This window comes from Nocardioides sp. (assembly GCF_035503875.1).
Taxonomy (GTDB): Bacteria; Actinomycetota; Actinomycetes; order Propionibacteriales; family Nocardioidaceae; genus Nocardioides.
The window spans coordinates 1-12,648 of sequence record NZ_DATJTA010000088.1 but is presented as its reverse complement, the minus strand read 5'-3'; the positions used below and the strand labels follow the sequence as shown (position 1 = coordinate 12,648).

The 12,648-nt window shown below is 71.6% G+C and carries 10 protein-coding genes; 6 read left to right on the top strand and 4 right to left on the bottom strand.

What is annotated here, in order from left to right:
• Positions 1 to 29: 29 nt before the first annotated feature.
• Positions 30 to 2,015 carry an ABC transporter permease gene (locus VMF51_RS20955; RefSeq protein ID WP_325476417.1) on the bottom strand — a complete coding sequence of 662 codons (1,986 nt, stop codon included), beginning with the start codon at positions 2,013 to 2,015 and terminating at the stop codon, positions 30 to 32.
• The gene (locus VMF51_RS20950; protein ID WP_325476416.1) at positions 2,012 to 3,058 is read right to left on the bottom strand and encodes a glycine betaine/L-proline ABC transporter ATP-binding protein; all 1,047 of its coding nucleotides are present in this window, start codon (positions 3,056 to 3,058) and stop codon (positions 2,012 to 2,014) included. The genes VMF51_RS20955 and VMF51_RS20950 overlap by 4 nt, the downstream gene beginning before the upstream one ends.
• Before the next feature lie 116 nt (positions 3,059 to 3,174).
• Here VMF51_RS20950 and purU point away from each other — a divergent pair, with 116 nt between their 5' ends.
• The 5 genes from purU to VMF51_RS20925 all read left to right on the top strand — a co-directional run bounded on the left by purU (position 3,175) and on the right by VMF51_RS20925 (position 8,355).
• On the top strand, positions 3,175 to 4,032 hold the full coding sequence (gene purU / locus VMF51_RS20945; protein ID WP_325476415.1) for a formyltetrahydrofolate deformylase: 858 nt from the start codon (positions 3,175 to 3,177) through the stop codon (positions 4,030 to 4,032).
• A 233-nt stretch (positions 4,033 to 4,265) separates the two neighbouring features.
• Positions 4,266 to 6,128: a molecular chaperone DnaK gene (gene dnaK, locus VMF51_RS20940; protein ID WP_325476414.1), complete on the top strand. Its 1,863-nt coding sequence runs from the start codon at positions 4,266 to 4,268 to the stop codon at positions 6,126 to 6,128.
• Positions 6,125 to 6,682, top strand: coding sequence for a nucleotide exchange factor GrpE (gene grpE / locus VMF51_RS20935; RefSeq protein WP_325476413.1), 558 nt, complete (start codon positions 6,125 to 6,127; stop codon positions 6,680 to 6,682). Before dnaK ends, grpE begins: the two co-directional genes overlap by 4 nt.
• A 45-nt stretch (positions 6,683 to 6,727) precedes the next feature.
• Entirely contained in the window at positions 6,728 to 7,921 is a 1,194-nt protein-coding gene (gene dnaJ, locus VMF51_RS20930; RefSeq protein ID WP_325476412.1) for a molecular chaperone DnaJ, read from the top strand.
• Entirely contained in the window at positions 7,918 to 8,355 is a 438-nt protein-coding gene (locus tag VMF51_RS20925) for a heat shock protein transcriptional repressor HspR (protein ID WP_325476411.1), read from the top strand. The genes dnaJ and VMF51_RS20925 overlap by 4 nt, the downstream gene beginning before the upstream one ends.
• A gap of 191 nt (positions 8,356 to 8,546) precedes the next feature.
• Here VMF51_RS20925 and VMF51_RS20920 read toward each other — a convergent pair whose 3' ends face one another.
• Positions 8,547 to 9,245 (bottom strand): FAD-binding oxidoreductase, encoded by a 699-nt coding sequence (locus VMF51_RS20920; RefSeq protein WP_325476410.1) that lies wholly within the window; start codon positions 9,243 to 9,245, stop codon positions 8,547 to 8,549.
• Complete coding sequence (locus tag VMF51_RS20915; protein WP_325476409.1) at positions 9,246 to 9,863, bottom strand: sulfite oxidase-like oxidoreductase; 618 nt, start codon at positions 9,861 to 9,863, stop codon at positions 9,246 to 9,248.
• Positions 9,864 to 10,015: 152 nt separating this feature from the next.
• On the opposite strand from VMF51_RS20915, the gene clpB reads away from it, so the two are divergent.
• Positions 10,016 to 12,613, top strand: coding sequence for an ATP-dependent chaperone ClpB (gene clpB, locus VMF51_RS20910; protein WP_325476408.1), 2,598 nt, complete (start codon positions 10,016 to 10,018; stop codon positions 12,611 to 12,613).
• Positions 12,614 to 12,648: the final 35 nt, after the last annotated feature.

Sequence of the window (12,648 nt, the reverse complement as noted above, 5' to 3'; positions counted from 1 at the left end):
GGGACTGGAGGGTGCGGCGGGAGCGGGCATCAGCGTGCGGCCGCCCGGCGGGCGACGCGGTCGACCATGACGGCCAGCAGGACGATGGCGATGCCGGCCGCGAGGGCCTTGCCGTAGTAGGCGCCCTGGGCGAAGCCGAACACGACGTCGTAGCCGAGCCCGCCGCCGCCGACCAGCCCGCCGATGACGACCATCGACAGGACGTAGAGCAGGCCCTGGTTTGCCGCCAGCACCAGGTGGCTGCGGGCCATCGGCAGCTGGACCTTGGTGATCAGCTGCCACGGGGTCGACCCGGCGGCGGTCGCGGCCTCGACCGCGGTCGGCGAGACCTGGCGGACACCGTCGGCGACCAGCTTCACGGCCACCGGCGCGGCGAACACGACGCCCGCCACGATCGCGGTGAACCGGTTGGGCCCGAACAGGCCGAGGACCGGGATCAGGTAGACGAACGCCGGCATCACCTGGGCGGCGTCGAGGACCGGGCGCAGGACGCGGTCGACGGTACGCCGCCGCGCCATCGCGACCCCCAGGATCAGGGCGATCGCCATCACGAACAGGGTCGCCACCAGCACGCTGGTGAGGGTGACCATGGCGTCGTACCAGAGGTCGGTCAGCCAGATGCCCGCCAGGCACACCAGGGTCGACAGGGCGCCCGCCCGGCCCGCGAGCACGGCGGACAGCGCGAGCAGCGCCGTACCCGTGACGAACCAGGGTGAGCTCGCCACGACATCCTGGACCGGGTTGATGAAGACCGTGGTGACGGCCTCCTGGATCCCGGTCGTGAGCACGGAGAGGTGGTCGGTCGTCCAGTCCGAGACGGCCTGGGCCGCGTCGGCGACGGTGCGGCCCACGGAGGTCTCGGGGAACTCCGCGAGGGAGCGGTAGGTCCGCGACAGGTGGACGAGGACCGCAGCGACGACGGCCCCGCCGGCGAGGACGATCCGCCGGGTACGGCGCGACCCGCCGCCGCCCCGCGCGATGGTCTCGGTGCGCTCGCTGGCGGCCGTCGTCACGCGGTCGAGCATGATGGCCAGGATCACGATCGCCAGGCCGGCGGTGAAGCCGGCGCCCACCTGGTTCATGCCGGCGCTCAGCGCCCGGATGACCGGCTTGCCGAGGCCGGGACCGTCCACGAACCCGGCGATCACCGACATCGACAGGGCCGCCATCGTGGTCTGGTTGACGCCCACGATCATCGTGCGCCGGGCCATCGGCAGCTGCACCCGGGTCAGCCGCTGCCACCGGGTCTGGCCGAGGGAGTCGGTGGCCTCCAGCGTGACCGGAGAGACCTCGCGCAGGCCGACCGCACCGATGCGGACGACCGGGGGCATCGCGTAGAGCACGGTCAGCGCGACCGCGATCGCCGGCCCCAGGCTGAAGAACAGGGTGAGCAGGACCAGGTAGACGAACGACGGCATCGTCTGCAGGACGTCGAGCGCCGGGGTGAGCACCGCGTTCACCCGGCGGTTCGTCCCCGCGAGGACCGCCAGGGGTACGCCGACCGCCACGCAGATCGCCACCGCGACCAGGGTGACGACCAGGGTGTCCATGGCCGTGCTCCAGTAGCCGAGCAGACCGACGGCGGTCAGCGCGCAGACGGTGCCGAGCGCGTGCCGCCAGCCCGCGACGGCGAGGCTGACCCAGCCGAGGATGCCGAGCACGCCGAGCCAGCCGATCTGGGGCACGGGCCGGGGGAGCGCCGGGACCGAGACCAGCCGCTGCAGCTGCTCGACCACCGCGTTGAAGACGTCCGACACGGCGCCGACGGCCTGCATGAGCACGTTGTCGTCGCGGCCGGCGATCAGGTCGCGCTTGAGCTGGGAGAGCCCGTCGTGCAGCTCGGTGGCGCTGCCGCCCGACAGGTTCATCGTCGACCGGCCGTGGCCGACGTACGCCGCCAGCGCCCAGAGGGCCAGGATGCCGAGCACCCACGCCCAGCGCGGCACGGACCGCCGCGACCGCGGTTCGGGCGGCGCGGACGGGGCCGTCGCCGGCCGCTCGAGGGTGGCGGTCATGCCGAGGGCGTCTCCTCGGCGACGACGACCCGCAGGATCGCGTCGTCGTCGACGATGCCCACCAGCTCGCCGTCGCGTATCACCCGCACCGGGTGCGCGGAGGCGAGAGCGATCCGCGCCGCCTGCCGTACGACGAGGTCGGCGGCCAGCGCCGGGCCCTCCAGCGAGTCGGTGGGCGTCGGTGGGCGCATGACGTACTCGAGGGTGAGCACGTGCGAGCGCGGCACCGAGCTGACGAAGTCGCGGACGTGGTCGTCGGCGGGGCGGGCGACGATCTCGGCCGGCGTACCGATCTGGGCCACCGCGCCGTCGCGCATGATCAGGATCCGGTCGCCGAGCCGGAGCGCCTCGTTGAGGTCGTGGGTCACGAAGACCGCGGTCGTGTGCAGCTCGGCCTGCAGGCGGGCGACCTCGTCCTGCATGTCCCGGCGGATCAGCGGGTCCAGCGCCGAGAACGGCTCGTCGAAGATCAGGATCGACGGGTCGTTGGCCAGCGCCCGGGCGAGGCCGACCCGCTGCTGCATGCCGCCGGAGAGCTGGTCGGGGTACGAGTGCTCGTAGCCGGCGAGGCCCACCAGGTCCACCAGCTGCCGCGCCCGCTCGTGGCGCTCGCCCTTCTTCATGCCGCGGACCTCGAGGCCGTAGCCGACGTTGTCGAGGACCTGCCGGTGCGGCAGCAGGCCGAAGTGCTGGAAGACCATGGAGACGCGGTGGCGGCGCAGGTCGCGCAGCTCGGCCTCGGAGGCCGCGACGACGTCCTGGCCGTCGACGGTGATCGCGCCGGCCGTCGGGTCGATCAGCCGGGTCAGGCAGCGCACCAGCGTCGACTTGCCGGAGCCCGAGAGGCCCATCACCACGAACACCTCGCCCGGGGCGACCTCGAAGGAGACGTCCCGGACCGCAGCCACGCAGCCGGTGCGCTCCTTCAGCGTGGCGCGGTCGAGGTCGGCCTCGGGGGGCCCGAGGATCCGGTCGGCACGCGGGCCGAAGACCTTCCACAGCCCCTCGACCCGCAGGGCGGGGCTGGTCGGCTGGCCGGTCATTGCGAGCTCCCTGCGTGGTCGGTCGGCCCCGGGTCGGCTGCCTTCTCGGCGAGCATCATCCCAGGCGCTCCTCAGCGAGTTGCGGCGGACGCGGCGACTCCCCCACCCTTCTCGCCATGAGATCCGGCCCCGACCGCTACGTGCTGACCCTCGCCTGCGACAACCACGTCGGCCTGGTGCACGCCGTCGCGGGCTGGGTCGTCGGCCACCAGGGCGACATCACCGACTCCCAGCAGTTCGACAACCCGGTCAACGGCCGCTTCTTCATGCGCGTGGAGTTCCGCGCCGAGGACGTCGACGTCGAGACGCTGCGCGGCTCCTTCGTCGCGGTCGCGCAGACCCACGCCATGTCGTGGCAGCTGGTCGCCGCGGACGCGCCGTACCGGACCCTGATCATGGTGTCGAAGTTCGGGCACTGCCTCAACGACCTGCTGTTCCGGCACAGCACCGGCGCGCTGAACGTCGAGATCGCCGGGGTGGTCTCCAACCACCGCGACTTCGAGCGGCTGACGTCGACGTACGACCTGCCGTTCCACCACGTCCCCGTCACCGCGGACACCAAGGCGGCCGCGGAGGCGCGGTTGCTGGAGCTGGTCGAGAGCGAGCGCGTCGACCTGGTGGTGCTGGCCCGCTACATGCAGGTGCTCTCCGACGCGACCTGCGCCAAGCTCGACGGCCGCGTCATCAACATCCACCACTCGTTCCTGCCGAGCTTCAAGGGCGCCAGGCCGTACCACCAGGCGCACGAGCGCGGCGTGAAGCTGATCGGCGCCACCGCGCACTACGTCACCGCCGACCTCGACGAGGGGCCGATCATCGAGCAGGACGTCATCCGCATCGACCACCGCACCACCCCCGAGGAGATGGTCCAGGCCGGGCGGGACGTCGAGGCCCGGGTCCTCGCCCAGGCCGTGCGCTGGCACACCGAGTCCCGCCTCCTGCTCGACCGGTCCCGGGTCATCGTCTTCGACTGATCGCCGACCCGGCGTGAATGTGGTGCCGACCCGGCGCGAACTCGCGCCGGGTCGGCGATGAGGGGCAGGAGCGGGAACAACTCCGGCACACCCTCCGTTGAGCCCAGTGAGCAAACTTGAGTTCACCCGACTCAACTTGTTTGCTTGTCCCAGCGGGACCGCGCAAGATGGGCCGCTGAGTCTTCCCCAGGCTGTCTGAGACAGCAGGTTCTTCACACGGAGGTATGAGAAACATGGCACGTGCGGTCGGCATCGACCTCGGTACGACGAACAGCGTCGTGTCGGTCCTGGAGGGCGGCGAGCCCACCGTCATCGCGAACGCGGAGGGTGCGCGCACGACCCCGTCGGTCGTCGCCTTCGCCAAGTCCGGCGAGGTCCTCGTCGGCGAGGTGGCCAAGCGCCAGGCCGTCACCAACGTCGACCGGACCATCCGCTCCGTCAAGCGCCACATGGGCACCGACTGGAAGCAGAAGATCGACGACAAGGACTTCACCCCGCAGCAGATCAGCGCGTTCGTGCTGCAGAAGCTGAAGCGGGACGCCGAGGCGTACCTCGGCGAGACGGTCACCGACGCGGTGATCACCGTCCCGGCGTACTTCTCCGACGCCCAGCGCCAGGCGACCAAGGAGGCCGGCGAGATCGCGGGCCTCAACGTCAGCCGGATCGTCAACGAGCCCACCGCGGCCGCGCTGGCGTACGGCCTCGACAAGGGCGACGACCAGACGATCCTCGTCTTCGACCTCGGCGGCGGCACGTTCGACGTGTCCCTGCTCGAGATCGGCGAGGGCGTCGTCGAGGTGAAGGCCACCTCCGGTGACAACCACCTCGGTGGCGACGACTGGGACGCCCGCGTCGTCGACTGGATGATCAAGAAGTTCAAGGACAACAACGGCGTCGACCTCGGCGCCGACAAGATCGCCAAGCAGCGCCTCCAGGAGGCCGCGGAGAAGGCGAAGATCGAGCTCTCCTCCTCGAGCGAGACCACGATCCACCTGCCGTACATCACCCACGGCGAGTCCGGCCCGCTGCACTTCGAGGAGAAGCTCACGCGCAGCGAGTTCCAGAAGCTGACGGCCGACCTGCTCGACCGCACCAAGGCGCCGTTCCAGAGCGTGCTGAAGGACGGCGGCGTCGCGGTCTCCGCGATCGACCACGTCGTCCTGGTCGGCGGCTCCACCCGGATGCCCGCCGTGACCGACGTCGTCAAGGAGCTGCTCGGTGGCAAGGAGCCCAACAAGGGCGTCAACCCCGACGAGGTCGTCGCCGTCGGCGCGGCCCTGCAGGCCGGCGTCCTCAAGGGCGAGGTCAAGGACGTGCTGCTCCTCGACGTCACCCCGCTGTCGCTGGGCATCGAGACCAAGGGCGGCGTGATGACCACCCTGATCGAGCGCAACACCACGATCCCGACCAAGCGCTCCGAGATCTTCACGACCGCCGACGACAACCAGCCGTCGGTCGAGATCAAGGTCGCCCAGGGCGAGCGCCAGATGTGGGCGCAGAACCAGCCCCTCGGCAACTTCGAGCTGACCGGCCTCCCGCCGGCCCCGCGCGGCCTGCCGAAGATCGAGGTCACCTTCGACATCGACGCCAACGGCATCGTCCAGGTGCACGCCAAGGACCAGGCATCCGGCAAGGAGCAGTCCATGACGATCTCCGGCGGCTCCGCGCTGTCGAAGGACGACATCGACCGGATGGTCAAGGAGGCGGAGCAGTACGCCGAGGAGGACGCCCAGCGTCGCGCGGCGATCGAGACCCGCAACCAGGCCGACCAGCTCGTCTACACGACCGAGAAGTTCCTGGCCGACAACGCCGAGAAGATCCCGGACGAGGTCAAGACCGAGGTCCAGGCCGACGTCGACGCCCTGAAGGCCACCCTGGAGAACTCCGAGGCGACCGCCGACGAGCTCCAGGCCGGCATCACCAAGCTGGGCGAGTCGAGCCAGAAGATGGGCGCGGCCATGTACGCCGCGGCCGAGGCCGACTCCGCGGCCGCCGGTGGCGCGACCGGTGCGACCGGCGAGTCCGACGACGACGTCGTGGACGCCGAGATCGTCGACGAGACCCCGGCGGACGGCGCCGAGGGTGAGAACAAGTGACCGACCCGTCCTACGACGAGCAGGTCGTTCCGGAGCCTGAGGAGCAGGAGACCCCTGCTCCTCAGGCCGAGGAGCCGCCGGTCGACGAGCCGGCCGAGGAGGTCGACCCGCTCACGGCGGCGCAGCAGGCGCTGAGTGAGCGCACCGACGACCTCCAGCGGCTGCAGGCCGAGTTCGTCAACTACAAGCGGCGGGTCGAGCGGGACCGGGAGCTGATCAAGCAGAACGCGACGTACGCCGCGCTCGCGCCGATCACCGAGGTCCTCGACACCATCGACCGCGCGCGGGAGCACGCGCCGCTCGAGGACGGCTTCAAGGCCGTCGCCGAGCAGCTCGAGCGCACCGTGACGACGGCGGGCCTGACCAAGTACGGCGAGCCCGGCGACGCGTTCGACCCGAGCCTGCACGAGGCGCTGAGCCACATCGGCGAGGACCCGGAGGTCGAGGTGACCACCTGCAAGGTGATCGCCAAGGCCGGCTACCGGATCGGCGACCGGGTGGTGCGCGCCGCGCAGGTGCTGGTCGTCGACCCGCCGTCCGGGCCGACCGCCTGACCGGCATGACGAGACCATGACGAGACACGGAGAGGGGGTGACCGGGTGAGCGAGGAGTACCGCGCCGACTGGGCACAGAAGGACTTCTACGCCGAGCTCGGCGTCAAGAAGGACGCCACGGCGGACGAGGTCAAGAAGGCCTACCGCAAGCTCGCGCGGGCCAACCACCCCGACTCCAACCCGGGGGACACCGCCAAGCACGACAAGTTCAAGGCGGTCGCCGAGGCGTACGACGTCGTCGGCGACCCCGGCAAGCGGAAGCGGTACGACGAGTTCCGCTCCTCGATGGGCTCCGGCGGGTTCCGCTACTCCGGCGGCGGTCCCGGGTTCGGTGGGGCCGGCGGCGGCTTCAACCTCGACGACCTGCTCCGCGACCGTGCGGGCGGGACGCCGGGCGGCGGGACCGGCGGCGGCTTCGGCGACATGTTCGGCGACCTCTTCGGGGGCGGCGGCCGGCGTCAGCAGTCGCGTCGGGCCCGCAAGGGTCCGGACGTCGAGAGCACGGCGACGATCAGCTTCGCCGACTCCCTCGAGGGGGTCACGATCGCGCTGCGGCTGACCTCGGACTCCGCGTGCACCGAGTGCAACGGCACCGGGGGCAAGCCCGGCACCAAGCCGCACGTCTGCCCGGAGTGTGAGGGGGCCGGCTACGTCGTCGCGTCGGTCGGCGGCGGGTTCTCGATGAACGAGACCTGCCCGTCGTGCGGCGGTCGCCAGCTGGTGTACGACGACCCGTGCCCGGTCTGCCACGGCTCCGGCCGCGGCACCTCCGCGCGGACCATCCAGGCCCGGATCCCCGCGGGGGTCAAGGACGGGCAGCGGATCCGGTTGCGCGGCAAGGGTGGTGCCGGTGAGGGCGGCGGTCCGGCCGGTGACCTCTACGTCACCGTCAAGGTCGGTCAGCACCGGGTGTTCGGCCGCAAGGACGACAACCTCACGATCGACGTACCCGTCTCCTTCGACGAGCTCGCGCTGGGCGCCGAGGTGAAGATCCCGACGCTGGCCGGTGCTCCGGTCACGCTGAAGATCCCGGCCGGCACGCCCAACGGGCGCACGTTCCGGGTGCGCGGCAAGGGCGCCAGGAAGGCCGACGGCACCGTCGGCGACCTGCTGGCCACCGTCAACGTGCACGTGCCCGCTCATCTCAACGAGCAGGCGCGCTCGGCCGTCGAGGCCTACCGCGACGCGATGGCCGGCGCCCCGCTCCGGGCGAACCTGTTCGAGCAGGCCGGGTCATGAGGCAGCGGCCACCCTTCGAGGCACCGGGGCCCGACGCCGCGGTGTTCGTCATCAGCGTGGCCGCTGAGCTGAGCGGGTTGCACCCGCAGACCCTGCGTACGTACGAGCGGATGGGGCTGATCACCCCCGGCCGGACCGGCGGGGGTGGTCGGCGCTACTCGCACCGCGACATCGAGCGGCTCCGCGAGATCGCCGACCTCACCTCCTCCGGCATCGGCATCGAGGGGGTACGCCGGATCCTCGACCTCGAGAACCGCATCTCCGCGCTCAGCGCCCGCAACGCCGAGCTCGTCGCCGAGCTGGAGGCGACCCGGGACGCCCTGCGCCAGGCCCTCGCCGCCCGCCGCGCCGACCGCCCCCCGAGCCGCCTCCCCGTCCTCCGCTCGCCCGAGCCCGGCCAGTCCATGGTCGTCTGGCGGCGCGGCCGCGCCTGAGGCCGACGGTCGACTCGTCGGGTTTCGAGGCTCGGGCCTGGAGGCCCTCGCACCTCAACCAGCGGGTCGGTGACCGACGCTGGTTGAGGTGCGACGAGCGCCAGCGGGTCGGTGCCGGACGCTGGTTGAGGTGCGACGAGCGCTAGCGAGGAGCCTCGAAACCCGTCGTGCCGGGAGTCGGCCTCGTGGGCTCAGGACGTCGCCCCGAACTGCTCCACGCGGATCGTGTCGGCGCGTACGCCGACCTGGCCGAGCAGCCGGGTGGCGAAGGACGCGAAGCCGACCGACCCGCAGACGTAGGCGCGTTCGACGCCCTCGGCGAGCGGCAGGACCTCGTCGGGGTACGGCGGGTGCGCGACCCGGTCGCCGTGGTTCTCGCGGGTCAGGGCGAGGAAGGCGCCGTACCGCTTGAGCTCACGCGCGTACGGCAGGTCGTCGTACGTCCGGCCGACGGCGACGATCCGCAGCGAATCCGAGAGTCCGAGCCGCCGCGCGTAGCGGGCCATCGAGACCGCGGGCACGACCCCGGAGCCGCCGACGACGCAGAGCGCCGGCTGCTCGCCGGTCCAGGTGAACCAGCCGCCGATCGGTCCGCGCAGCTCGAACACGTCGCCGACCTCGGCCACGTCGTGCATGTGCCCGGAGACCTCCCCGTCGGGCAGGCACTCGATCATCAGCTCCAGCAGCGGGTCGTGCGGGTCGGAGGCGATCGAGTACGACCGCTGGGCGGTGTAGCCGTCCGGGGCGCGCAGGCGCAGCACGTAGTGCTGCCCGGGCCAGTGGTCGACCCGGTCCTCGACGTGGAAGCGCAGCCGGACCAGCCGGTCCGTGGGCCTGTCCATCTCGATCAACCGGCCGGTGGTCCACCCACCGGCCGGCGTGTCCGCCACTTAGGGATCTCCTTGGTAGCGCTGCTCCAGCCACGGGTCCCCGCGGTCGTGGTAGCCGTTCTGCTCCCAGAACCCCGGCCGGTCGCGGGCCATCAGCTCGAGCCGGGTCACCCACTTCGCGGACTTCCAGAAGTACAGGTGCGGCACCAGCAGCCGCGCGGGGCCGCCGTGCTCGACCGGCAGCGGGCGGCCGCCGTACTCCCACACGACCCAGGCCTTGCCGCCGGTGACGTCGGCGAGGGGGAGGTTGGTCGTGTATCCCGTGGTGGAATGAGCCTTCACATACGCCGCGTCGGGCCGCGGCCCGGCCGCCTCCAGCAGCGTGTCGACGCTGACGCCGGCGAAGGTCACGTCGAACTTCGACCAGGTGGTGACGCAGTGGATGTCGCCGAAGTACGACGACCCGGGCAGTGCGTGGATCTCGCGCCAGGTCCAGGTGCGCGGCGTCTCGACGAGACCGTCGACGGTCATCGTCCACTTCTCGGCATCGAGGTGGGGCGTGACCTCGGCGGTCAGCGTCGGCCAGCCGGGGCCGGTGTCGTACTGGCCGGGCGGCAGTCGGTCGGACCGGGCGCCGGCGTCGCGGCGCCGTCCGGTGAATCCTCGGGTGACGGGCACCGGACCATTCTCACCCGCCGCTCCTCGGAGCGCCCGCCTGCGGGGTGACGAACTTTGCCAAAGTTGAGTGGAACAGACTCAAGTTCTGCTGCGTTGGACTCGATGACGAGGGAGACTCCTCGCAGCACCGCACGAGACCCAGGAGATCACGCATGAGCCAGTTCGGCGCCGACAAGTTCACCACGCGCAGCCGCGAGGCGATCGAGGCCGCCCAGCTCGCCGCGACCACGGCGGGCAACTCGACCGTCGAGCCCGTCCACCTGCTGGTGGCCCTGCTCCTCCAGGAGGGTGGGACCACCGCGTCGCTGGTCACCAAGGCCGGCGCCGACCCCGCGGCACTCGTCCGTACGGCGGCCGCGCAGCGGGACAACCTCCCGAAGGCGAGCGGCTCGAGCGTCCAGACGCCGAAGGCCTCGCCCGCCCTCACCCGGGTGCTCGCCGGCGCGCTCGACCTCGCCAACGGCATGAACGACGAGTACGTCGCCACCGAGCACCTGTTCATCTCGCTCGCCACCGTCGAGAGCTCGGCCGCGAAGGTGCTGACCGACGCCGGCCTGAGCGCCGACGGGCTGCGCGAGAGCCTGACCACCCTCCGCGGCAGCCGCCGCGTGACGAGCCAGGACGCCGAGTCGACGTACGAGGCGCTGGAGAAGTACTCCGTCGACCTGACCGCCGCCGCCGAGGAGGGCCGGCTCGACCCGGTCATCGGCCGCGACTCCGAGATCCGCCGGGTCGTGCAGGTGCTCTCCCGGCGTACCAAGAACAACCCGGTGCTCATCGGCGAGCCCGGCGTCGGCAAGACCGCCGTCGTTGAGGGGCTCGCCCAGCGCGTGGTCGACGGCGACGTCCCCGACTCGCTCAAGGGTCGTCGGGTGCTCAGCCTCGACCTGGCCGCGATGGTCGCGGGCGCGAAGTACCGCGGCGAGTTCGAGGAGCGGCTCAAGGCCGTCCTCGACGAGATCAAGGACGCCGAGGGCCAGGTCATCACGTTCATCGACGAGCTGCACACGGTCGTCGGCGCGGGCGCCGGGGGCGACTCCGCGATGGACGCCGGCAACATGCTCAAGCCGATGCTGGCGCGCGGCGAGCTGCACATGATCGGCGCGACCACGCTCGACGAGTACCGCGAGCGGATCGAGAAGGACCCCGCCCTGGAGCGCCGCTTCCAGCAGGTCTTCGTCGGCGAGCCCAGCGTCGAGGACACCATCCAGATCCTGCGCGGCATCCAGGAGAAGTACGAGGCCCACCACGGCGTCCGGATCACCGACGCCGCGCTGGTCGCCGCCGCGACCCTCTCCGACCGCTACATCACCGGTCGCCAGCTGCCCGACAAGGCCATCGACCTCGTCGACGAGGCCGCCTCCCGGCTGCGCATGGAGATCGAGTCCTCCCCAGAGGAGATCGACCAGCTGCGCCGCCGGGTCGAGCGGATGAAGATGGAGGAGTTCGCCCTCGGCCGCGAGAGCGACGAGGCCTCCGCGGCCCGGTTGGCCGACCTGCGCGCCGACCTCGCCGACAAGGAGGAGGAGCTCCGGGGCCTGGAGGCTCGCTGGGAGCGCGAGAAGTCCTCGCTGGAGGGCGAGGGCGAGCTGCGCCGCCAGCTCGACCAGCAGCGCATCGAGGCCGAGCGGCTGCAGCGCGAGGGCGACTTCGAGAAGGCCAGCGAGCTGCTCTACGGCCGGATCCCCGAGCTGGAGAGCCGGATCCGCCAGGCCGCCGAGGCCGAGAAGGCCGCGACCGACGAGGCGCCGCTGGTCGGCGAGGAGGTCGGTGCCCAGCAGGTCGCCGAGGTCGTCGAGGCCTGGACCGGCATCCCCACCGGCCGGATGCTCGAGGGCGAGACCGCCAAGCTGCTGAAGATGGAGGACGTCCTCGGCGAGCGCCTGATCGGCCAGCGGGCTGCCGTCACCGCGGTGAGCGACGCCGTACGCCGCTCGCGCGCCGGCATCGCCGACCCGAACCGGCCGACGGGCTCGTTCCTCTTCCTCGGTCCGACCGGCACCGGCAAGACCGAACTCGCGAAGTCGCTGGCCGACTTCCTCTTCGACGACGAGCGGGCGATCGTCCGCATCGACATGAGCGAGTACTCCGAGAAGCACTCGGTGGCGCGCCTCGTCGGTGCCCCTCCCGGCTACGTCGGGTACGACGAGGGAGGCCAGCTCACCGAGGCGGTCCGCCGCCGGCCGTACTCCGTCGTCCTGCTCGACGAGGTCGAGAAGGCGCACCCGGAGGTCTTCGACATCCTGCTGCAGGTGCTCGACGACGGCCGGCTGACCGACGGCCAGGGCCGCACGGTCGACTTCCGCAACACGATCATGATCCTGACCAGCAACCTGGGCTCGCACTACCTGGTCGACCCGACGCTGGACGCGGAGAAGAAGCGCGACTCGGTCATGGCCGTCGTCCGCTCGACCTTCAAGCCGGAGTTCCTCAACCGGCTCGACGAGGTCGTCACCTTCGACGCGCTGACGCCGGAGGAGCTGACCCACATCGTCGACCTGCAGCTCGCGCTGCTGGAGAAGCGGTTGGCGGTCCGGCGGATCACGATCACGGTGACCGACGAGGCCAAGCGCTGGCTCGCCGAGACCGGGTACGACCCGGCGTACGGCGCCCGCCCGCTCCGCCGCCTGATCCAGACCTCGATCGGCGACGCGCTGGCCAAGCTGCTGATCGCCGGTGAGGTGAGCGACGGCGCCGCCGTGCAGGTCGGCGTCGCCGAGGGCGGCGGCCTGGAGCTGCGCAGCGTCTGACCCGAGTCGTGTGCCCCAGGACGCGCTCCGGCGCG

Coding starts and splice junctions, on each gene's coding strand:
- VMF51_RS20955 (WP_325476417.1), bottom strand. CDS start 2,015: ATGACCGCCACCCTCGAGCGGCCGGCGACGGCCCCGTCCGCGCCGCCC.
- VMF51_RS20950 (WP_325476416.1), bottom strand. CDS start 3,058: ATGACCGGCCAGCCGACCAGCCCCGCCCTGCGGGTCGAGGGGCTGTGG.
- clpB (WP_325476408.1), top strand. CDS start 10,016: ATGAGCCAGTTCGGCGCCGACAAGTTCACCACGCGCAGCCGCGAGGCG.
- dnaK (WP_325476414.1), top strand. CDS start 4,266: ATGGCACGTGCGGTCGGCATCGACCTCGGTACGACGAACAGCGTCGTG.
- purU (WP_325476415.1), top strand. CDS start 3,175: ATGAGATCCGGCCCCGACCGCTACGTGCTGACCCTCGCCTGCGACAAC.
- VMF51_RS20925 (WP_325476411.1), top strand. CDS start 7,918: ATGAGGCAGCGGCCACCCTTCGAGGCACCGGGGCCCGACGCCGCGGTG.